Here is a 23,044-nt window from a genome sequence, read left to right on the forward strand (position 1 = left end):
CTTCATGACTATCAATTATCAATATAAAAACATACAATCTCCTACCAAAATTACATTAACCGACGAGCAAACTGCCGGTCATGCGGATCATTGGCGTATTTTAACCGACGATATGAGTCATGATGTACCGCATTGGTTACAACAAATGATTGAGCATGCGGCGCTGCCCAAAGGACTCAATACTAATGCTAGCGCTAAAGACAGTTGCTTATTATTATCTGAAGATCAGCCTTGCCATATCAACCAAGTATTAGCAATGAAAGAGGGTAAGCCTGAACGCTTTGTTAACGCCTATCCTTGTGTTGACGGTCCTTATGGCCTCACATGCAAAATTGAACGCTTGATTGTCAATGAAAAAACGCAAGATGCGGTAATGCGCTTGCGTAGTGCTGACGGCAGTATTATTTATGCTTTTGATCAGCTTTATACCGCCAATCGCCATTTGTACCAACAAAACACCCTCTATTATGTAAATTTTAGCGCATGGGCACACGAAATAACGCTCAGCGAGCAAAATGAAGTCATCATGGTTGAAGATCAAGAAGCCATACGTTATCACCGGGCTTTTAATGATATTGTCGCTGCTAACGATGGCCAAGTCCCAAAGGATATCCAAGAGCAGATTAAAGTCTGGAAACCTAAAACTAAAGAACAAATGGCACCAGTAGAAATAAACTTGGGCCATATGTGTGCTTATCTATTTGGTGACACTTTAGGACAAGAAGATGAAGCGTGGTGCCAAGGTCAAGTGCTGGGCAAACAAGAAACGCTATTTAATGGTAAAGCCATTATATTATTTGATGTGGTAATATTGCGTGAGCAAAATGCCGACCCTTTCGTGGTACGTATGGGCGCGATGGATACGGTAGGCAACCAAGCGATTCAAGTTAATGATTACGTCCAAGCCAATGTTTGGTTGCAGGCAGCCATTTATAAAGAAAACCAAGCATCCCAAACCTCAAAAGCGCAATCACAGGCCAGCTAAGAATGTTGACTTAATAAAGTAATTGCATAAAAAACAGCCGTCCAAAAAGTAACGGTACATAAAAAAGCCCCTACTCAATGTTAGGGGCTTTTTTATATTAGCTAAAACTGTATTTTTTGACCAACAGCCTATTAAGCCATCGTTGTCATTGACTTAACTTGTCTGAATAGTTCTTTCTGTTCAGTACTTGGGCGCGCCGTCTGTAAGGCCATCAACTGGGACATATCACCCTCAACACGAATTTTACCATTCATGAATGCACCCATAATTTCATTGGTATCAAAGTCTGTAATAATGGATTGCAAAGTATCACGATCTAACAGTAATGTAGTGGTCGCCTCAGCATTAAGACCGCGATGCAGTAGGCCATCAGCGTAATTGGCCTCAATATTAGCATCAGTCTCAGAGACCTTTAAGTTGATAACCATAGTCGCTAATGCAGGCGGTAGATTCAGCTCTCCCGCTTCCTTACCTAACTGCTCAACTTTCTCAAACCATGCATCCGTTAAAAAAACTGCCATATTATTTTCCTTGGTAAATATTACATGCAACCTGCGTTTTCTCCAATGCAGTATTGATGCTAATATTTAATATTATAAGTAAGGTGGTTGTTTCAAAGTTATTAAATGTAACTTATTAATCAGTTTATATAGACTAACAGTTAACGTCACTCAGCCTTATTATGGCGTTGTTTTATGATAAGTAAAACCTATTTACGCGACTGATTGTAAAATTGTAACAAAATCTTCTATTGATGTGTTCCCTGTTTTCTGTATCTAGTCCTGATGAGCCGCATTATTTTCTATGAGGTCTAGCCACACATTTCTTAATGGAATCGTCCTTCACCTGTTTTACTGACCTGCTAATAGTTTTTATTATGACAGTATTTAGATCCATTCTATTTATTGGCTGGTTTGCTTGTTTTTGACTTTGAAGGTTTCAGTCTTTTTACCAACTAACGGCTAGCTAAACCAAGCCAAATTACGGCTATTATTTGTATCATTACATGCTATCATTATCTAATAAAAGGACAATTAACATGATTAATCTGTTCTGAAGTCAACTCTATCTATTGATATGCTTTTCGGCTTCATTATGTTTATTTATACTATAGATACAAGGGTTTATAGCCATTCTATTACGGTGTTAATAAAGGTTATCGACTAAATTATTTACCAAAGAGTTTGTATTTTGGCGCATAGTTCTAGTGATATTTATTTAAGTTTGCGTTACAATACCTTAAACAGAGTCGGGAGTTTTAACTAAACATTACGTAAACATGTTTTTGTCAGCCGCCGCTAGCATATATCCATCATTAATAAGTTGTTCTACTTATCAGATGGATATTAATACCTATCCTTATCAATGCTTAGCAGAATTAGGTATTTGATGCTTAAAGACGGTGTATTTTCTTATTGATCTTAACGATGTATTAATTATCTTATCCCAGTTTGGCTGTGAGCAGAATGCACTTGTAGCATCGCCCACTTATCAGCAATAGCTGATAATTTTAAGAACCTAAATTGATAGTTGATAAACCGTTGTGATAATGAACAAGTTAGACAATAGCGTGTACCGTGAGCCTTATCTTGCTATAGCATAGATGCCGCGGAGGGTTAGTTAATTCTGTTGATAATTTAGGCTGTAAAGGAATCATCCAATGAGTTTACAAAACACAGCAGTCGCCCCTATTGACCGTGAATATGAAATCACTATTATTAGATTTTTTACGATCATGGCTATCGTTTGGGGCATCGTCGGCATGAGTCTTGGTGTGTTCATTGCTTCACAGTTAGCATGGCCAGCACTTAACTTTGATACTCCATGGCTGACGTTTAGTCGTCTAAGACCACTGCATACTAACGCCGTTATTTTTGCGTTCGGCGGTTGTGCATTGTTCGCAACGTCTTACTACATTGTCCAGCGTACGTGTAAGACAAGGTTATTTGCTCCTTATCTGGCCTGGTTTACCTTCTGGGGTTGGCAAGCGGTTATCGTATCCGCCGTTATTACCCTTCCTCTAGGTTTAACCTCGACCAAAGAATACGCTGAGCTTGAATGGCCGATCGATATTTTGATTGCTTTGGTATGGATTTCTTATGCCATTGTTTTCTTCGGTACACTTATCAAACGCAAAACCTCTCACATCTATGTGGCTAACTGGTTCTTTGCAGCCTTTATCATTACAATTGCGTTATTGCACATTGTAAACAGTATGGCTATTCCTGTTAGCGCCTTTAAGTCTTACTCATTATTTGGTGGTGCGACCGATGCGATGGTGCAGTGGTGGTATGGTCATAACGCAGTAGGTTTTTATCTGACGGCAGCTTTCCTTGGAATGATGTATTACTTTGTTCCAGTACAGATTGGTCGTCCTATTTATTCTTATCGTCTGTCAATCGTTCACTTTTGGGCGCTAATTGCGTCTTATATGTGGGCCGGTGGTCACCATTTGCATTATTCAGCGCTTCCAGATTGGACGCAGTCACTAGCTATGGTGTTCTCTATTATCCTATTCGCACCTTCTTGGGGCGGTATGATCAACGGGGTTCTCACCTTATCAGGCAGTTGGGACAAATTGCGTACTGATCCCATCATTCGCTTTATGATTGTGGCATTATCCTTCTATGCGATGTCAACATTCGAAGGCCCAATGATGTCAATCAAAACGGTCAACGCCCTATCGCATAACACGGATTGGACAATTGGTCACGTACACTCAGGTGCACTTGGCTGGGTAGGCATGATTACGATTGGTTCGCTATACGTATTGTTACCACGTATCTACAATAAGCCAAAAATGTACTCTATCAGCTTGATTACGACGCATTTCTGGCTAGCGACCGCGGGTACTATTTTCTATATCGTATCTATGTGGATTTCAGGTATTGGTCAAGGCATGATGTGGCTTGCCACGAACCCCGACGGTACTCTAGTGTACAGCTTTGTTGATACCGTTGAGTTCTCGCATTTTCCATATATTGGTCGTGCTTTTGGTGGCTCGCTCTATTTATCAGGTATGTTCGTTATGGCCTATAACTGTTATAAAACGCTTAAGATGCCAGAAGGTAAGCCAGTAGATATCGCTGATCCAACTGATCATAAACCTAGTGTCGATGAGTCACAGACAGCTAACGTATAAGGAGCGATCATGGCTGGTACACCGCATGAAATTATTGAAAAAAATACAGGCTTGCTGGTTATCTTTATCGTCATTGCCATTAGCTTTGCAACGCTAGTTGAGATTGTACCGCTAATATATGATAACAAGGGCCCTGAAGATGGTGGGGTGAACGCCCCCCTACCCGCTATGGAACCTTGGACCGCGCTTGAGTTTGAGGGTCGTGATATTTATATTCGTGAAGGTTGTCACGTTTGTCACACCCAAATGGTTCGTCCACTACGTGCAGAAGTTGAGCGCTACGGACCATATTCACGTGCTGCTGAGTCTACGTGGGATCACCCATTCTTATGGGGATCAAAGCGTACAGGACCTGATTTGGCACGGGTTGGTGGACGCTATTCTGAAGATTGGCAAAAGCAACATTTGATGGATCCACGTTCACTGGTCCCTGAGTCGGTTATGCCTGGTTTCCCTTGGCTGGCCACTAACGAGGTCAATGGTTCGAATATTCAAGAAAAAATGCGTCTATTCCGCGATCGTTTCGGCGTCCCTTATACTGAAGAAGATATCGCAGGGGCTCCTGACGCTGTTCTTGGCGCCACTGAACTTGATGCTTTGGTTGCCTATCTTCAACAATTAGGTACCGCAATGGAAGGACAGCGCTAATGGGTATTGGTGAATTACAAACGATTGCGACTGTTTCTGCCTTTATTGCGTTCATAGCTATTGCATGGTGGGCGTATTCGCCAAAAAACAAAAAACGCTTCGAAGAAGATGCACAACTTGCGCTTGATGATGAGGATAAAAAAACCTTATCTGAAGAGCAGCGCAATAAGGATAAACGATGACATTTTTTTGGAGTTCTTGGATTACCGTACTCAGTATTATGTGTTGGGCGGGTATCCTTGGTGTCTTACTAATGGTTTTAAAATACAAACCAGAAGTAGAAGAAGACGGTACAACAGGACATGACTACGACGGTATCCGAGAATATGACAAACCACTACCCAAATGGTGGTTAGTGATATTTTTTGGCTCCATCGTTTGGGGTGTCGCCTATTGGATATTTTTCCCTGCTATTTTTCCAGCAAAGTGGGAAGGTATCGCAACGGTAGAAGTAGATGGTGAAACGGTACCTTGGACCTCTCATAATGAGCTGTTCAGTGAACTTGAAAGTAATAATAAAGTATTTACCGATAACTTTGAAAAAAGTATCTTAGTAAAAGCGAACGCTACTGGTGCCGCACAGACCTTAGGTACTTTAAACGAGCTACAAGCGACGATGCGTCGTAGTGAAGCGCCTCCTGCCGATCTGCAAACCAAAATTGATGACAAGATTGCACAACTTGCACCAGCGGTTATGAAGCTTTCTGAAAATCCAAATGCTTTAAAAGTGGGTAGTCGTCTGTTCTTACAGAACTGCTCGGTTTGTCACGGCTCTAACGCTAAAGGTGCCACAGGCTACCCTAACTTAACCGATAATGATTGGTTGTATGGTGGGGAAGCTACTAATATCTTAACCACGCTACATAATGGTCGTGTTGGTGGTATGCCAGCTTGGCGTGATCAAATCGGTGAAGATGGCGTACGAGCAGCATCAGAATACGTCTTATCCTTATCTGCTAACAATGGCAGTAAAGAAAACGGTGAGCTTGATACGACATTAGTGGCACAAGGTGCAGCTATCTTTAAACAGCAATGTGCGCTATGTCACACTGAAAGTGGTAAAGGTATGATTTCAGCAGGCGCGCCCAACTTAACTGATAACATTTGGTTATATGGCGGGGAGCGTGAAACCGTACGTAATACTTTGCGTTACGGCCGTGCAGGTGTGATGCCTCAGTGGGAAACTAAGCTAGGTAATGAGCGTATCATGCTACTTGCTGCTTATATTTATTCACTGTCAGATAAAACCACCCAAGCAGCAGTTAAGCCACCTTTAACTGCAAGCGTAATAAAGCCTGTAGCTCCGGAAGCAGAAGCTGCTATTGCAAACTAAGCCAATCACGTTGTTTTAATTATAGTGTGACTGTATTGAGTTTACTAAATAGAACATCCGTTAAGCCATAGGGTTGGGTGATTCAAAAAAGGAGGACTGTCATTGCAGTCCTCCTTTTTTAGTTAAACGCTGTCTACTTTATTGTAATTTATAGGTTAACAGCAGGTGCACTCTAGGCTACATCCAACTATTTATGCTCATTTAACGATTGTTTTTTTGCATTATCCCCCCATTTATAGGAGGGGAATGTTAAAATAGTAATTAATTAAAATAGCTTGTTAATTTCTATTTAGCTTAACAATTAATCAATCTCAACCCCTTAATCCCAACCAGTTATTTATAATCGCTCACTTGGTAGTTGGTCCGTATCTATTTCAGACAATAAGCTACCCCCACTACTTACTGACATTGATAACATTGTTCGCCCCCGTACCTGATTGTTATGATAGGTGCTTGTTACTCATGCCAGCAGACTGATTCTTTTTTTAAAGAGGCAAGTTTATGTCAGCAGAACAACCTAGTCGAATTCCTGTCCATGAGGTCGATCTTAACGCTACTAAAAAGCGTATTCACCCTCGTTTTGTCACAGGTTTTTATCAAAATATTCGTGTCATTAGTATGTATACATGCTTGGCGCTGTTTTTGCTTTTACCATGGCTGCGTTTCAATGGCAGACAGGCAATATGGTTTGATGTTCCATCGCAGCATTATTATATTTTTGGTATGACCTTTTTAACCCAAGACTTTTACTTTATCGCAGCATTTGCGCTTATAGCAGCCTTTACCTTATTTATGGTGACTGTCTATGCGGGGCGGGTATGGTGTGGCTATGCTTGTCCACAAACGATTTGGACGCATTTGTACCAATATGTTGAAAAATGGGTCATTGGCGATCGTAACAAACGTATTAAGTTCGATAAAGAGCCAATGAGCTCTAAAAAGGCCTTTAAGCGCTTGCTGGTTTATTTTATATGGTTTGCGTTATCATTGATTACGGCGGCAACCTTTGTCAGCTATGTCGCTGGGACGGATTATCTGTATCACAGCTGGCAAATGATAGGTTTTATCCCTATACCCGAATGGCCAACATGGATCTGGGTATCGATGTTTATCTTTACCTTCGCAACTTATGCGAACGCTGGTTATATGCGTGAACAGATGTGTATTCAAATCTGTCCTTATGGGCGCTTCCAAAGTGTGATGTTTGATAAAGACACTCTTATCGTCTCTTACGATTATGAGCGCGGCGAACCTCGCGGTGCACGTAAAAAAGGTACCAATCCTGACGATTTAGGCGATTGTATCGAGTGCCAAATGTGTGTGCAGGTTTGCCCTACTGGCATTGACATCCGTGATGGCCTGCAAGTGGCCTGTATTCAGTGTGCAGCTTGTGTCGACGCCTGTAATGAAATTATGGATAAAGTTGGTTATCCGCGTGGACTGATCCGTTATACCACAGAGCGGCAATTGGCAGAAAAAGAAAAAAGCCGTGTATTCAGTCCGCGTTTATTTGCCTATTTAGCGCTGCTTACCGTATTATGTGGTGGTGTCGTATACGCCTTGATGGATCGCGTGCCATTAGAGATTGATATTCGCCGTGATCGCAACCAATTGTCTTCAATCAATGCTCAAGGGATGATTGAAAACAGTTATATCGTCAAGCTAACCAATAAAACCCAAGACGAGCACACTTACACTATTACCTTAGCACCAAAAGACGGCCTGAGCTTACATCTGACCTTTAATGATGTGCCACTAGATGCTGGTGAAAGCTTCGATATGTCAGTGAGTATTTACGGTGACCCTAAAGTCGTCAACGAAGGCCGGACACCTGTTACTTTAAACGTCGTTAGTGAAGGTGGTCAATATAAGGTCAGTAAGCAAAATGTTTTCACCACTCAAGGTCAATAAACGTTTGGGAAATATAACTTTCTATTAGAAGGATGCCGCTTTCTGTTAATTGTTTGTTTATCAGTCACTTAGCAGATACGGCGTCTCATCAATCAGGCTATACTGACTGCGTTTCCCAATTATTAATAAACGGGCTGTATTTAACAGTGATGTTTATAAATTGATATTTTTAATAGGTACCCTATGTCTACACCGACTCCCTCACCGAACTTTAAACATCAGGATAGCCAGCCGTGGTATAAGAACTACATGGTGATTATCTTTGTAATTGGTATGCCAGCATTTGTAGTTATTGCTTGTGTTTGGTTTGTCTATTACTCTTATCAAATACGCGATAGTGTAGTACGTGATGACTGGTATATGGATGGTAAGACCCTATATCACGATGTATCACGTGATAAGCTCACTTATGATTTAGACTTACATGGCAAAATGCAATTTTCCCCAGATGGTGATATTACTTTTTATTTAAATTATCCTGAACAAAGTCTGCAAACCGGTAAGCTGCTTAACGGGACGCCGCTTGTTTACCCTGATACATTAGAGCTGTCTATCTCGCACGCAACCGATATCAAAAAAGACCATGACTTAATATTACAACACCAAAGCGGTAATAAATATAGCGCACAAGTTAATATCGATCCCCTTAAGGCTAAATACTATTTGCAAGTCAGCAATGACGGTAAGGATGATTGGCGCATGCAAGATGTGGCAAAATTACCACGCTCAGAGGTAAGCTTTGATCCTCTACCCGTTTTTGCTGAAAATCTATAACCGTTAAGGCGCAGGTATTTACCATTAAATAAATAATTCCCGCTAATAAAAAACCAGCTATTAATAAGCTGGTTTTTTTTGGCCAGACAGTGGTTAAATCAGTTGCCTTTATAAGCGGATCAAATGACTGGGTTGATTGTCAGGATTTTTTCTTTTACTCGGCCATTAGCGGCAGTAACATCTTCAGTGACTGATTGATGTTCAGTATTAGCAAACTTTGGGTTGAAGGTTTTCGTTCTTGGCGCAAGAGGCAAACCAATCTCCGCTAAACTATCAGTTTGTCCTGCTTGGATATTGCCCCCCTCAAATAAGCGCTCATTACCATCGTCATCACGCTCCAAACTTAACTTTTCGAAGTCAAATAGCTCTCTATCTGCCAGCTGCGATGGCGCTACATTTTGCATGGCTTTAAAAATAGAGGTCAAACGCTGTGGATGGGCATTGTCCCACTCGCGTAACATGTCATTAATGATGCCGCGTTGTAAATTGGTCTGGCTGCCACATAAGTTACACGGAATAATGGGGAATGCTTTGTAGCGTGCATACTCAATAATATCTTTTTCTTCGACATAAGCCAAAGGACGAATTAAGATATTTTGTTTGTCATCGCTTAATAACTTCGGCGGCATGGCTTTAAGGGCGCCACCATGAAATAAATTTAGAAAAAATGTTGCTAACATATCATCACGGTGATGCCCAAGAGCAATTTTGGTGGCACCAATTTGTTGGGCAAAGCTATATAACGAGCCACGGCGTAAACGCGAGCATACAGAGCAATAAGTCTTACCTTCTGGCACCACACTTTTAACAATACTATAAGTGTCTTTTTCTAAAATATAGTGAGCGATGCCTTTTTCATCTAAGTATTTTGGCAAGGTATCTTCAGGATAATCTGGCTGCTTTTGGTCAAGGTTGACCGCAACCACGTCAAAATTAATTGGGGCAATTCGTTTTAATAATAGTAATATATCAAGCAAAGTGTAACTGTCCTTACCGCCTGAAACGCAGACCATCACTACGTCGCCATCTTCAATCATATTAAAATCACGAATCGCCCATGAGACTTGCTTGCGTAGCTTTTTTTGTAATTTACGAAAGTGTGCAGGGCTAGTGGTTACTTGCTGAGTAACGGACTGTTCAGCAGTGTTGTTCTCTTCAATACTCTTCTGCTTAGAACTGTCATTTTCAGTTTTTGAAGAGTCAGGATTAAAAAAAGCAGCCTCTAAAGAATGGCTATGCAGGTCAGTTTCAGCAGATGAGGCGTCAAATTCAGGCACGAGCTTTGGCGTAAACAAGGTAGCGGCGGTCATATATTACTCAGTATTCTAGACAATAATAGAGTGGTAATAAGGCGGCGAACGGCGAGCCGTTATATTGCAGGTTGTCCCCTATTACCAGCAGCGGCGATTATAACAAGGTTTGCTAACAGATTGAGAAGAGGACGTTGAATGGTATGATTAAAGAGTGCCACCACTCAATCTTGCGACGCTTATATAGTTATTAATTTTATTAAATTGTTTTAACAGTATTGCCTTCGCGGTTTTGTAATGGCCGTAATTTTGCTAAAATAGCGGTTTTCGCTTATTAACGATAGACCCTATTATGAACAAAGCTACGCTGCAATCTGCCCCATCTACCACCCCATTAGAATCTAACCCGGATAATACGAGTGATAAAAACCAGAATGCCGTCGTACTGCTGTCTGGCGGACTAGACTCTGTCACTTGTCTGTATTGGGCAAAGGCGCGTTATGCTGCCGTTACTGCGCTCAGCTTTGACTATGGACAACGACATAATAGCGAGCTGGTCGCTGCAAAAGCGATTGCAGAATCTGCAGGTGTCAATCACCGTATTATTGACATTGATATTGCTCAGCTTGGCGGCTCCTCATTGACTGATCACAGTATGATCGTCCCCGACGGCGATACTGATAAATTCCCTAATAAAAAACGTGATGAAATTGATAACGACGCCATCCCAAACACTTATGTACCGGCTCGTAATACCATATTTTTATCTTATGCCCTTGCCGTCGCCGAAGTGACGGATGCCAATCATATTGTCATTGGGGTAAGCTCAGTCGATTATTCTGGCTATCCTGACTGCCGGCCTGAATATATTGCTGCCTTTGAACACATGGCCAATTTGGCAACTAAGGCGGGCGTTACTGGCCATCACCTAAGCATTCAAACCCCATTACAACAACTATCAAAAGCGCAAACTATTGAGCTTGGTTTAACGCTTGGAGTCGATTATGGTCAGACCATTTCCTGCTATCAAGCGGATGCAAATGGCCTTGCCTGCGGTGTGTGTGACAGCTGCGCTCTACGACGTCAGGGTTTTGCTCAAGTGGGTATCTCTGACCCAACCCACTATCTATAATTGGTAGTATTAAATATCGCCTAATACTGAACGAGGGTGAAGTAATTATACACAAGCGTAACATTTGCTTGCATCAACACAGCACGCGCATAGTGTTTTTTAGCAAACATAATTGTTATGGTAGACGCGGTTATATTTACACTTGCTAAAATACGCAGGCTAATGAACAAAATCGTCCAGTAGCCTGCTATCGCGTTTTACCTATTAGTTTTTATCATTGTTGAATTTATTTTATCGACGCTACCTGTAAGAGGATACTTATGAAGTTGCTGCAATTAATACCTTTAGCGCTGGTTGGTCTCGTTGCCATGCCGCAAGCTAATGCAATCGACATCAAACAAAACAACATTAATCAGTGCATTAGTGGGGCCGTGAAGTATAAAGTCGCTGATCAAAGCACTGCTACCAAGCTGTGTAACTGCACTATTGGTGTGCGTAGCAAAATGACCATCGGTCAAATGTGGGAAATCGAGAGCTATGCTCAAGACAAAAAAGACCCCTCAGCCCTACCCTATGTGAAAAAAATGCAAAAAGACTTACAACAATGTACGGAAGGTCTTGATCTAAAGCAGCCACAAAAACCAGCTTAGAGTAAGAGATAAAGCAGTACAAAAAACAAGGTATGATAAGGAAGACTGGCGAACGTCAGTCTTTTTTTGTTGCGCGCAGTTAGTTGCCAATAAGCAGTTGCCAACAAACCACCAAAGTGTAAGACTAATACCTATCTATAATTTATCAATCAATTAAGATTTACTCTAAAAACATTAAAACTAAAAAGGAATTTATGATGGCCAAGCCAACTACTGAAGTAATTACCCTACCTGACTTTCCTGTCACCATGGTACGTGAGCTAGATGGTCATTTTATTCATGATGATATTAGCCTAAAAGAGCTGGTTTCCCATACCGATAAGGGACTTATTCTTTATTTTTATCCAAAGGACAACACTCCAGGTTGTACGACCCAAGCGACTGACTTCACCGCTCACATTAATGCGTTTGACACCCTTGGCTACGATATCATTGGCGTATCACGTGATAGCGTTGAGTCTCATAAAACTTTCATCGAAAAGCAAGACCTACAAATTGCGCTAATCAGTGATAGTGATGAAAAATTATGCCAGTACTTCGATGTTATTAAAGAAAAAAATATGTATGGCAAAATCACCCTTGGTCTGGTGCGCTCGGCATTTGTATTTGATAAAGACGGCACACTTACCCACGCGCAGCGTAATCTGCGCGCTAAAGATTATGCTGAGCGCCTGCTAACCATATTAGCGCCTTAGTAACCTTTAATAATACCAGCATTACGATAATTGGCCGTAGCCTTGCTTTGATCTAACATTGTTTTGATCTAACACTATTTTAATGTCAGTTATCGATTTTAAGCACGGCTAGAGTTACACATTTTTGCAACAGCTTACTACGCTTATCCTGCTGCACACTTTGCAGCGACACTTTACTATCGGTGATCTATTATTAGAATAACTGCCTATTAAACTATCAAACAACAATAACCTAATAGTTGAGAATAATATGACTGAACCATCTGATAGCACCTCTGATAAGATCACCCGTAGAGTCGCTGTTGCCGTAATTGGGGCAGGTACTGCAGGACAAAACGCCTTTCGCCAAGCCAGTAAAACCACCAAAAACATTGTTATCATTAACGACGGATTTTGGACGACTGTTTGTGCGACTGTTGGCTGTATGCCCAGTAAACTACTGATTGCGGCGGCGAATCGTGCTCATGAAGCTAAATATTCTGACCAGTTTGGTATCCACGCTGATGTAAAAATAGACGGCAAACAAGTGATGGCACGGGTACAAGCTGAGCGTAACCATTTTGCTAATAGTGTCAAAAAGCAAGTTGAAGGCTGGCCTGCGGATAAAAAAATATCCGGTCGCGCCCATATCAACAAAGACGGTCTGATTGAAGTTAATGATGAGCTGATTAAAGCCGATAAAATTATTGTTGCTACTGGTAGCTCACCGTTTATTCCGGATGGCTGGACCAATAAGCTCGGTAATGCGCTACTGACCTCCGATAATGTCTTTGAATTATCAGACTTACCCATATCAATGGCAGTTATCGGCGCAGGTTCGGTAGGTTTAGAGTTAGCACAAGCCTTTACCCGTTTAGGTGTGTCAGTCACTTTATTCAACCGTGCTAATCGTGTCGGTGGTTTACAGGATGAAGATATTAATAAAAAAGCGATTGATTGCTTAGGTAATGACTTAACCATGCACTTAAATAGTGAAATTAAGGATGTTGGCACTCAAATTGATAAAGACAAAAACTTAGCAGCCTTTGTTAAATATAAAGACAAAAATGGCAAAGAGGGGCAATGGCAAGGTGAGTATGTGCTGGTAGCTACTGGACGCCGTAATAATATCGAACCGCTGGGAATTGAAAATCTGGGCGTTGAGCTGGATGATAAAAATCGTCCTAAAGATCTAAATATTAACACTGGTCAAATTGGCGATCTTGAGGTTTATATTGTTGGCGATGCCAATGCTCATATTCCCCTACTTCATGTTGCCAGTGATGAAGGTTTCAGTGCCGGTAGTTCAGTTTATCCTAATAATACCGATGCTAATATACGTCCGCCTTCTATCCCATTGTCTATTGTGTTTTGTGAGCCCCAAATTGCGAATGTCGGTATGTCACTACCCGAAGTTCAAAAGTCAGGGCTGGAGTATGTGATCGGTTCCGTTAGCTTTGATAACCAAGGGCGTAGCCGCGTTATGGGCGTCAATTGTGGCCTACTGCATATCTATGGCTGTAAAAAAACGGATAAAATACTAGGGGCTAGCATGGTAGGACCTGATGCAGAATATATTGCCCATATTTTAGCAGTCGCCATTACCAATGACATATGCATCAAAGCCTTGCTTGATACGCCGTTTTATCATCCGACTATATTAGAAGGTCTGCGTACCGCGCTGCGTGATGTACAGGATAAGATGGCTATTCCTTACCAATCTTATGACACCCAGCAAGATGGCTTTTAGTCGCACACTCAGCTACACTTTTAAAGCACTATAAATACTAAAACTCCCCTGGATGAGATAATGGCAATTGCTGGTATTACTGATTTTTTTCAAGAGATTATTCGTGATTTACATACCAGTCTTTATCTTGCGATTGGGGGTTCATTAGAAGAAGACTCGCGTGATTGGACATCTCGAGCAGTAGAATGGGTCAGCACGAGTATTAAAATCCTTATACTGCTTGCGGTGTTAGGGTTTTTTTATTGGCTGGCAACTTATATTATAAACCATAATAAAGCACGTTTTCGCCTGAATGAACGCCGGGCGAAAATTGTACGTTCAATCCTGCGTTATATGTGGGTTGTCGCCAGCTTAATTGCGATAATGAGTCAGTTTAATTTTGAGCCAAGTACCGTTAAAGCCACTGCTAAAGCCAGCATTTGGGCTGGCATTTATTATGTGCTGTGGGCGTCATCTGGACATATCATCCATAAGATTCTCCAGCATTATGGTCTCAATGCTTCCATTGAGCAGCTACTCAAAAATATTTTCTCGGTACTGGTTTTGGTATTTGGACTTGCCAGTGTCATGGCGCAGTTTGGCTTTGATATTGTCTCCTTAGTGGCCGGTTTGGGTATTGCTGGCTTGGCAGTAGGTTTCGCAGCTCAGTCAACGCTGGCTAACTTCATCGCTGGTATTACTATTTTAATTGAGCAGTCCTTTGAGGTTGGCGACTGGGTTAATATTAATGATAAAGAAGGTCGCGTGGTGCTTATCTCACTGCGTACCACCCATATCTTAACTCGTGATAATATTACGGTGATTTTTCCTAACTCTAATGTTGCTTCCACCGAGGTAACTAATCTGACATCCAAAAACTTTATCCGCTTCGATATACGTATGCGTATTGCCTTTGAAGATGATATTGATACCGCACGCGAGGTGATACTGAAAGTTCTCACCGATAGCGACGTGGTATTAAACCGTCCTGAAACCTCAGCAACGGTAGCGGAAGTGGGTGAATATGGTATCTTCTTTATCGTACGCTTTTGGGTCAAGCCCGCGTCTGTCGCGCGGATGCCTAAAATTAAAGAAGGTTTACAAGAAAATATCAAACGTGCCTTTGATGCCGCTAATATATCTACCCCTTATCCGCATATGCGTCTGTTAATGCCAAAAGATATCGACTATCCTATTGCCACCAAACCGTTTGCGACTACGACGCAGTTGGTATCAAAAGACAGTTTATTAGACAAAGCATTAAGTAAAGACGATAAATAACGGCATAAATTATGAATTGTCTTGACTTCAACTAGTGACGTCTTTATATACGCACGATTTTTATCCGCCCATCTCATCATCAATCATCCTTTTACTATTCACTTATTTTATTTAGCCTAAATCAAGTAGCGTGTTTTAAACGTTAGGGCTTTAAACCATACCTCCTTGAATTATGGTAAAATCACCGGTTTTCAATACCTAATTTTATTCGCGCCATTGTCTATCAATTTAGCCCACTCAGTTTACATCACACTTCACATAATAGCCCACAGGTATCTGTATGACCGAACAAAACACGCCCGCATCTTCACTAGCATTGTCGCTTGAGCTAATCATCACCTGTGCCGATGGGCTTGAAGCACCACTTCAGACTGAGCTTACCAGCTTCGGTATTGCCAGTGACATTAAGAGCACGGGCCGTCTTACCGTCACCGGGTCGTTGCGTGATTTATATACGATTTGTTTATGGTCGCGGGTGGCTTCACGAGTATTGATGTTAATTAAACGTAAAAATATCAATGCCGAATACGATGTAGCAGAGCAGTTATATGGCTTGGCGAAGTCAGTCAATTGGACTGAGCAGTTTAATTTAGAGCAAACCTTTGCAATTCGCTTATCTGTCGATAAGCGCGTAGCGGTCAGCCAACAATTTGCTATGCTACGCATTAAAGATGCGATTGCCGATACCTTTAATGAAGTTTACGACAGCCGCCCTAACGTAGACAGTAAAAACCCAGATTTTGCTATTTTTGCCACGGTCAATGACAAGCAAGCTGAGCTGTATTTAGATTTATCGGGTACCAGCTTACATCGCCGTGGCTACCGTGTAGCAATGACCGACGCGCCACTAAAAGAAAACTTAGCTGCTGCATTGCTTTATAGTGCCGGCTGGCATCAAAAAAATGAGGCAGGTGATGCGCCTTTTTATAATGCTCTAGTCGATCCAATGTGTGGTTCAGGGACGTTTATCATCGAAGCGTTACTAATGCATTGCGATTATGCGGTTGGTATCGATAAAGCAGCCAATCAGTTTGGCTTCTATCAATGGCAGCATCATGATGAGACGTTATGGCTGACGATGATTGATGAGGCACAAACGCGGCATCAAAATGCTTTAGCTATCGCCTGCGAGCAACCGGATACGCTGCCACTGATTTTAGGGTTTGATGCCGATAGTGGCGCTATTCTCGCGACCGAAAAGAACTTGATTGCCGCCGGTCTGCACGACTTATTACCGCTAATAGACATTGAAACCCGAGCACTCGACCAGCTCAGTAACACCTTGCGTCCTATGGTCAACGATGGCAGATTAAGTAATCCACTGATTATCACCAACCCACCTTATGGTGAGCGTTTGGGTGATGAAGATATGATCAAACCGCTGTATCAGGCGATAGGGCTTATTCTACAAGACAGCTTTGCTGGTAGCGGTATTGATCCGATGCTGGGTATCCTTGCCGCCAATGTCGAACAAGTTGATATCTTGCCGATTAAAGACCCAAAAACCTTGCGTTGTCATAATGGCGCGATTACTGTCTACTTCCGCTATGGTAAATTGATTGCTGGGCAAGTGGGACACTTAATGAGCCGTTTTGAGAAACGCGAGATTGAGTCTGAGGAAGGACAAGACTTTATCAATCGTTTGCAAAAAAACCTATCGCGCCTCAGAAAACAAGCCAGTAAAGAACAAGTCAGTAATCTGCGTGTTTATGATGCTGATTTGCCTGACTTTAAAGTGGCCATCGATTTGTACGGTGATTATGTGCACGTGCAAGAATATGCGCCGCCCAAAACTATCCCTGTCGAGACTGCCAAAAAACGCTTCAATCTAGCGCTAATGGGCATCCGCGAAGTCTTCGGTATTAACCGTGAACAAATCTTTATCAAAACCCGCGCACGCCAGTCCGGTAACGAGCAATATAGCAAGCAAGGCAACACTGAGAAGCGTGGTAAGTTTTATGTCGCTCGTGAAGATGGCGCTTATTTTTATGTCAACTTTACCGACTACCTTGATACCGGCCTATTTATCGATCACCGTAATATGCGCGCGCGCATTAAGGCCAACAGTCGTGGCAAAGCGGTATTGAACTTATTCGCCTATACTTGTACGGCTAGTGTGCATGCAGCATTGGCTGGCGCTAAGAAAGTGACCAGCGTGGATTTATCACAGAATTATCTAGACTGGGGCAAACAAAACTTCGTGCTCAATGGTCTTGATGTCAGCCGCAGTAAGTATGAATTTGTTGCCGCCGATATCTTTGAGTGGATTAAAGACAATACCGAGCAATACGATATTATTTTTATTGATCCACCAACTTTTTCCAACTCTAAAAAGTTCCAAGGTACCTTTGACGTTCAGCGTGACCATTCTGCCTTAATCAATCGCGCTATGAACCGCTTAACAGCTGATGGGGTGTTGTATTTTTCTAATAACTTTACCCGTTTTGAGCTGGACGAACAGCTGACTGAGCGCTATGACATTATTGATATTACCGCACAAACGATTGGTTTTGATTTTAATGTTAAGAAACCGATTCATCACAGTTATGAGATTCGTCATAATCAAGCCGCTCCATATTAGAAGTAGCACCAACAGGGACTCTGTTCCTCACAAGTGAATGGAATCAAAGATTACTTGCTCAGCATACGGTTTAGATTTGTATCAAAAAGCATAATGACCTGATCAGCTTTGATTGGGTCATTTTTTGTTGTTATGATAGAGCGTTACTTAGCAATCGTTTTACTATCACGGTTTATTTTATTCTAATAAAAAGGACAATCTCATGGCTTTATCCCTTAATAAAGGCGGTAATTTATCGCTAACTAAAACAGATCCTAACCTAACCAAACTTCTTATTGGCCTTGGCTGGGATGAGCGCGCAACGTCAGGTGCCGAGTTCGATCTTGATGCCAGCATATTTTTGCTCAGCACCGCTGGTAAAGTACGCGGTGACCATGACTTTATCTTTTATAACCAGCTTAAATCCGACAACGGCGCGGTTGAGCACACTGGCGATAACCGTACTGGCGAAGGCGACGGTGATGACGAAGTTGTCAAAGTAAACTTAACCCAAGTCCCTGCTGATGTCGATAAAATTGTTGTGACTGTCACTATTCATGATGCTACTGCCCGCAGCCAAAACTTTGGTCAAGTCGCTAACGCTTTTATACGCGTTGTTAACGAAGAAACCGGTACTGAAGTGGTACGTTTTGATTTGGCAGAAGACTATTCTGTTGAGACTGCGATGGTATTTGGTGAAGTTTATCGTCATAACGCCGAGTGGAAATTCCGCGCGGTTGGTCAAGGCTATGCAGGCGGCTTGCAAGCCATGTGTCAGCAATATGGCGTCGACATCTAAATTGCTACTTATATTTATGGCGCGTCTAAAAAGTAAAGCGTATATAGTTGCAAAATAGTCACAGTTTGCTCTAGCCAAACGACTAATAATGCTTTATGTTTCATTTAAATTTATGCCTAAAAAGTGGTTAGCAATAGCCGCTTTTTTATGGTCTATGTCTATAGTAGGTCGGCCTTAGCTTTACGCAACCAGACAGGATATGTCATGAGACATTTTTATTTAGACTTCATCTTCACGGCTATCGCATTGATGGTAGCCGCGTGGTGGGGATATTCACATGGCGGTATGGGCGGGATGATATCCACCCTGTCGATTACCGCTATTTTGGCCGTCATGGAAATCTCGTTATCGTTTGATAACGCGGTGGTCAATGCCTCAGTGCTCAAACACTGGGACGAATTTTGGAAGAAGATTTTCTTAACCGTCGGTATTTTGATTGCGGTATTTGGTATGCGTTTGGTATTCCCTATCGTCATCGTCGCGGTTACCGCCGACTTGGGCATGATGGAAGTGATTAACTTGGCGTTAAACGATCCAAAAGAATACTCGCTAAAGCTATTGGCGCACCATGCTGAGATTTCTGCCTTTGGTGGCATGTTCTTATTATTGGTATTCTTAAACTTTGTATTTGACGACAAAGACGTACATTGGTTTGACTGGCTAGAAAGCCGCTTAGCCAAGCTTGGAAAAGTCAATGCCATGAGCGTGTTTGTTGCGTTGGCTGTTTTGATGATTTCTCTAACATGGGTCAGCGCTGAACAGTCTGCGGCGGTACTAGTAGCAGGCGTTTGGGGTATCTTAATCTATTTAGGCGTACAAGTAATATCAGGTATGCTTGAGGGTGACCTTGAAGAAGAGTTGGAGAACGAAGCCAGCAACTCTGGAGCCGCAGCAGGTAGTGCTATTATGAAAGGTGGTATCATCGGCTTCTTATATTTGGAAGTCCTAGATGCTTCGTTCAGCTTTGATGGGGTGATTGGCGCATTTGCGATTACTAATGACGTCATCGTTATTATGCTAGGTCTCGCCATTGGTGCGATGTTCGTTCGTTCTATGACTATCTTTTTGGTGGACAAAGGCACGCTTGATGAGTTCATTTATCTTGAACACGGCGCGCATTATGCTATCGGTGCGCTGGCAGTTATCATGTTATTGTCAATGAAATTCCATGTGCCTGAGCTGATTACTGGTCTTGTGGGTATCGCCTTTATTGGTTGGGCTTTGCTCGCTTCACTGAAACACCGTAAGCAAGAAGCTAAGCAAATCATTTAGCGTTGAGTGTTAGACGTTAAAATAAGCTTGTGCTTATTACAGGTTATATCAAACGTCTTGATATAACCTGTTTTTTTAGGCAACTTTTGACTTCCTTTCTCAACAGAACAATCTGCTTACTAACTGATAAACATGCGCACAAAATTCGCCTTGCTTAGTCAGTAAACGCTTAGTATAGTAAAACGTAGCGTTATTCATAGCGTATAACATTAGTCGCGACATTATAAGATCGCGTATACGTTTTGGATTTAGCATTGTTTCTATTAAAAAATCAACCCTCTCAATCATTACTATGAAGGACAATTACATGGCTATTAGCTTAACGAAAGGCGGCAACGTAAACTTATCAAAAGAAGCACCAGGCCTAACCAATATTACGGTTGGTCTTGGTTGGGATCCACGCGCGACTGACGGTCAAGATTTTGACTTAGACGCCATTGGTTTTTTGGTTGATGAATCAGGCAAAGTCCGTAACGACCAAGACTTTATCTTCTTTAATAACTTAAAGTCAGACAATGGCGCGGTCGAGCACACCGGTGATAACCGTACCGGCGAAGGCGATGGCGATGATGAAGCGATCAAAGTGAATCTAGCTAACATTCCAGCTGACGTTAGTAAAATAGCGCTCTGTGCTATTATCTATGAAGGCCAAGGCCGCAACCAAAACTTTGGTCAAGTTGGCGACGCTTATATCCGTGTCGTTAATGACACTGGCGCCGCTGAAATTGCTCGTTATGACCTATCAGAAGATGGTAGTACTGAAACCGCTATGATTTTTGGTGAGTTATATCGTCATAACAGTGACTGGAAATTCCGTGCCGTGGGTCAAGGCTTCAGTGGTGGTTTAGGTCCATTAGCAGGTTCTTATGGTGTTAATGTTTAGGTTAAAACTTAACCCCAGTATCTAAAACATAAAGGTGTCAATCAGACAACTGGTTGTGCATTATAAGCTGTCAAGTGTGACTTTTTAATCACATTTGATGGCTTTAAAATTAATTAACTATCAAAAAATCTTATTTAGAGCTTAGAGAAAAGCTAACTTAATTAAAAAATCTATAAGAAAGCCTGTATTAAACATTTAAAAGAATGAAAATAAGGATTTGTATCCCATGGCCGCTACATTTAGCTTGATAGGCACAATTGAACCATTTTTACATTGCAACCTTAAAAAAGGCGATTCGATATATTGTGAAGCCAATGCGATGGTGATGTTAGAGTCCAATCTTGAGCTTAAAGGTAAACTACAGGGTGGGCTTGTACAATCGTTAATGCGCCGCTTTGCCAACGATGAATCCCTGTTTCAACAACAGATTGAAGCGGTTAATGGCGAAGGCGATTGTCTGCTGGCACCAACACTCGATGGCGATATGCAAATTATAGATGTCGGCACGCAGCAATATACCCTAAGCGATGGTGCTTTTGTTGCCGCGCAAACTGGGGTCGATATCAAGGCCAGTATTCAGCGTAATTTAGGTGGTGCCGTATTTGGTGATACCGGCGGGTTTATGGTGATGCAGACCCAAGGTAACGGTCAAGTAGTGGTATCAGGCTTTGGCTCACTATTTGAGATTGATGTGACCCCAGGTAAAGATGTCATTATTGATAATGGTCATGTGGTCTGCTGGGACTCGCGCTTAGACTATAAACTGTCAGTCGCCACCAGTAAGAAAAAAGGCTTCATGGGTAATATTATCAATTCCGTTACTAGTGGCGAAGGCATGGTCTTGAACTTTTCTGGTACTGGTAAAGTGATTATATGTTCGCGCAATCGTGAAAGCTATCAGGGCTGGCTACAAAGTATCTTAGGCTCCAGCTCAGGAGGCCGCGGCGGTAGCAATGGCTTTTTAGGAAATATTTTATAGACCACATTCTGTGATGGTATCAACATAACATTCTATAAATATCAATTTTTATTCAATAAACATTATTTATCAAATTCATAAGGATTATCATATGGCAGTCAGTCTACAAAAGGGACAGAAAATATCCTTAAGCAAAGAAGCCGGTGGTACGCTTACCCAAGTCAAACTTGGTTTAGGTTGGGATGTTGCACAAGGCCCACAAGATAAAAAAGGCGGCTTTTTAGGTAAGTTATTTGGTGGCGGTAGCGGTGGCGATTCTATTGACTTGGATGCGTCATGCATTATGTTCGATAGCAACAAGCAGCCAGTCGATGCTATTTGGTTCAGTCAGCTGAAGTCAAAAGATGGCAGTGTTGTCCATACTGGTGATAACCGTACCGGTGACGGTGAAGGCGACGATGAAGTGATCAATGTTGATCTCTCAAAAGTACCTGCTAGTGTGGTCTCACTGGTATTCACGGTTAATAGCTTTACCGGTCAGACGTTTGAAACCGTAGAGAATGCATTTTGTCGTATCGTTAATGCCAATAATAACGTCGAGGTGGCGCGCTATAACTTATCGTCACAAGGCACTCATACGGCAATGATTATGGCAAAAGTTTATCGTCATAATGATGAGTGGAAAATGCACGCGATTGGTGAGACTGCTTCCGGTCGTACTTTCCATGACCTGATGCCCGCTATCACACCGCATGCTTAATTAAATCAAGTGTTTTACATTTGATTCATTATATAGTCGTGTGAACACACTAAAAGCAATCAGCCCGTCTATTACTTAGTTGTTAATAGACGGGCTGATTTTTTTGGTTTTAGCGTTATCTAGTTTTGCATAACTATATTCTAAGTACAATTTATTAAGTAAACTCGGCTCTGTTGTTCGCAAACTCTCAGAGTCGCTCTTTTATTTTTAATAAATCGTTATGGCTCCAGACGCTCTACTATTGTTTCAATATAAAGATACAGTCAGTTCAAAATAAAAGAGACACATTCATATCAGCGTGCTACTGGTATAATTTTTTCTTGCTTGCTGTTCGCATGCGTGACAGAGGCTGCAAAAAATTCATACCAGCAGCACTGTCTCGTTTTTAAATTGGATCGACTA

20 protein-coding genes are annotated in these 23,044 nt (G+C 41.9%); 18 read left to right on the top strand and 2 right to left on the bottom strand.

From position 1 onward, the window contains the following. The first annotated feature begins 4 nt into the window (after window positions 1-4). Complete coding sequence (locus AAEY88_RS03570; RefSeq protein ID WP_350559151.1) at window positions 5-985, top strand: hypothetical protein; 981 nt, start codon at window positions 5-7, stop codon at window positions 983-985. A 131-nt stretch (window positions 986-1,116) separates the two neighbouring features. Here the strand turns inward: AAEY88_RS03570 and AAEY88_RS03575 are convergent, their stop codons facing one another. Then, window positions 1,117-1,506 carry an SCP2 sterol-binding domain-containing protein gene (locus AAEY88_RS03575; RefSeq protein ID WP_350559154.1) on the bottom strand — a complete coding sequence of 130 codons (390 nt, stop codon included), beginning with the start codon at window positions 1,504-1,506 and terminating at the stop codon, window positions 1,117-1,119. 1,139 nt (window positions 1,507-2,645) lie between these two features. Between AAEY88_RS03575 and ccoN the strand changes: the two genes are divergently transcribed. The 6 genes from ccoN (at window position 2,646) to AAEY88_RS03605 (ending at window position 8,793) form a co-directional block, all read left to right on the top strand. Further along, entirely contained in the window at window positions 2,646-4,127 is a 1,482-nt protein-coding gene (gene ccoN, locus AAEY88_RS03580) for a cytochrome-c oxidase, cbb3-type subunit I (protein ID WP_350559157.1), read from the top strand. Window positions 4,128-4,136: 9 nt separating this feature from the next. After that, window positions 4,137-4,775 (top strand): cytochrome-c oxidase, cbb3-type subunit II, encoded by a 639-nt coding sequence (gene ccoO / locus AAEY88_RS03585; protein WP_350559160.1) that lies wholly within the window; start codon window positions 4,137-4,139, stop codon window positions 4,773-4,775. Further along, a complete protein-coding gene (locus AAEY88_RS03590; protein ID WP_350559163.1) occupies window positions 4,775-4,957 on the top strand; it encodes a cbb3-type cytochrome c oxidase subunit 3 in 183 nt (60 codons plus the stop codon). The genes ccoO and AAEY88_RS03590 overlap by 1 nt, the downstream gene beginning before the upstream one ends. Continuing rightward, window positions 4,954-6,108 (top strand): cytochrome-c oxidase, cbb3-type subunit III, encoded by a 1,155-nt coding sequence (gene ccoP / locus AAEY88_RS03595; RefSeq protein ID WP_350559166.1) that lies wholly within the window; start codon window positions 4,954-4,956, stop codon window positions 6,106-6,108. Before AAEY88_RS03590 ends, ccoP begins: the two co-directional genes overlap by 4 nt. A 501-nt stretch (window positions 6,109-6,609) precedes the next feature. Further along, complete coding sequence (gene ccoG / locus AAEY88_RS03600) at window positions 6,610-8,019, top strand: cytochrome c oxidase accessory protein CcoG (protein ID WP_350559169.1); 1,410 nt, start codon at window positions 6,610-6,612, stop codon at window positions 8,017-8,019. Window positions 8,020-8,202: 183 nt separating this feature from the next. Next, entirely contained in the window at window positions 8,203-8,793 is a 591-nt protein-coding gene (locus AAEY88_RS03605; RefSeq protein WP_350559172.1) for a FixH family protein, read from the top strand. 119 nt (window positions 8,794-8,912) lie between these two features. Here AAEY88_RS03605 and ttcA read toward each other — a convergent pair whose 3' ends face one another. Further along, window positions 8,913-10,103 carry a tRNA 2-thiocytidine(32) synthetase TtcA gene (gene ttcA / locus AAEY88_RS03610; RefSeq protein WP_350559175.1) on the bottom strand — a complete coding sequence of 397 codons (1,191 nt, stop codon included), beginning with the start codon at window positions 10,101-10,103 and terminating at the stop codon, window positions 8,913-8,915. 292 nt (window positions 10,104-10,395) lie between these two features. On the opposite strand from ttcA, the gene queC reads away from it, so the two are divergent. The 11 genes from queC to AAEY88_RS03665 all read left to right on the top strand — a co-directional run bounded on the left by queC (window position 10,396) and on the right by AAEY88_RS03665 (window position 22,642). Next, entirely contained in the window at window positions 10,396-11,175 is a 780-nt protein-coding gene (gene queC / locus AAEY88_RS03615; RefSeq protein ID WP_350559178.1) for a 7-cyano-7-deazaguanine synthase QueC, read from the top strand. 260 nt (window positions 11,176-11,435) lie between these two features. Then, the gene (locus AAEY88_RS03620; protein WP_350559181.1) at window positions 11,436-11,765 is read left to right on the top strand and encodes a hypothetical protein; all 330 of its coding nucleotides are present in this window, start codon (window positions 11,436-11,438) and stop codon (window positions 11,763-11,765) included. A 197-nt stretch (window positions 11,766-11,962) separates the two neighbouring features. Then, entirely contained in the window at window positions 11,963-12,460 is a 498-nt protein-coding gene (locus AAEY88_RS03625; protein WP_350560446.1) for a peroxiredoxin, read from the top strand. 250 nt (window positions 12,461-12,710) lie between these two features. Then, the gene (locus tag AAEY88_RS03630; protein ID WP_350559184.1) at window positions 12,711-14,189 is read left to right on the top strand and encodes a dihydrolipoyl dehydrogenase; all 1,479 of its coding nucleotides are present in this window, start codon (window positions 12,711-12,713) and stop codon (window positions 14,187-14,189) included. Between the two features lie 60 nt (window positions 14,190-14,249). Then, on the top strand, window positions 14,250-15,449 hold the full coding sequence (locus AAEY88_RS03635; RefSeq protein ID WP_350559187.1) for a mechanosensitive ion channel family protein: 1,200 nt from the start codon (window positions 14,250-14,252) through the stop codon (window positions 15,447-15,449). 280 nt (window positions 15,450-15,729) lie between these two features. Further along, complete coding sequence (rlmKL, locus tag AAEY88_RS03640) at window positions 15,730-18,030, top strand: bifunctional 23S rRNA (guanine(2069)-N(7))-methyltransferase RlmK/23S rRNA (guanine(2445)-N(2))-methyltransferase RlmL (protein ID WP_350559190.1); 2,301 nt, start codon at window positions 15,730-15,732, stop codon at window positions 18,028-18,030. A gap of 202 nt (window positions 18,031-18,232) precedes the next feature. Beyond that, entirely contained in the window at window positions 18,233-18,808 is a 576-nt protein-coding gene (locus AAEY88_RS03645; RefSeq protein WP_350559193.1) for a TerD family protein, read from the top strand. Window positions 18,809-19,012: 204 nt separating this feature from the next. Continuing rightward, window positions 19,013-20,080: a DUF475 domain-containing protein gene (locus AAEY88_RS03650; protein ID WP_350559196.1), complete on the top strand. Its 1,068-nt coding sequence runs from the start codon at window positions 19,013-19,015 to the stop codon at window positions 20,078-20,080. Window positions 20,081-20,387: 307 nt separating this feature from the next. After that, window positions 20,388-20,963 (top strand): TerD family protein, encoded by a 576-nt coding sequence (locus tag AAEY88_RS03655; protein WP_350559199.1) that lies wholly within the window; start codon window positions 20,388-20,390, stop codon window positions 20,961-20,963. Window positions 20,964-21,189: 226 nt separating this feature from the next. Continuing rightward, a complete protein-coding gene (locus AAEY88_RS03660; protein ID WP_350559202.1) occupies window positions 21,190-21,942 on the top strand; it encodes a TIGR00266 family protein in 753 nt (250 codons plus the stop codon). A gap of 91 nt (window positions 21,943-22,033) precedes the next feature. After that, a complete protein-coding gene (locus tag AAEY88_RS03665; RefSeq protein WP_350559205.1) occupies window positions 22,034-22,642 on the top strand; it encodes a TerD family protein in 609 nt (202 codons plus the stop codon). Window positions 22,643-23,044: the final 402 nt, after the last annotated feature.

It is taken from the genome of Psychrobacter sp. CAL346-MNA-CIBAN-0220 (assembly GCF_040309805.1).
Lineage (GTDB): Bacteria > Pseudomonadota > Gammaproteobacteria > Pseudomonadales > Moraxellaceae > Psychrobacter.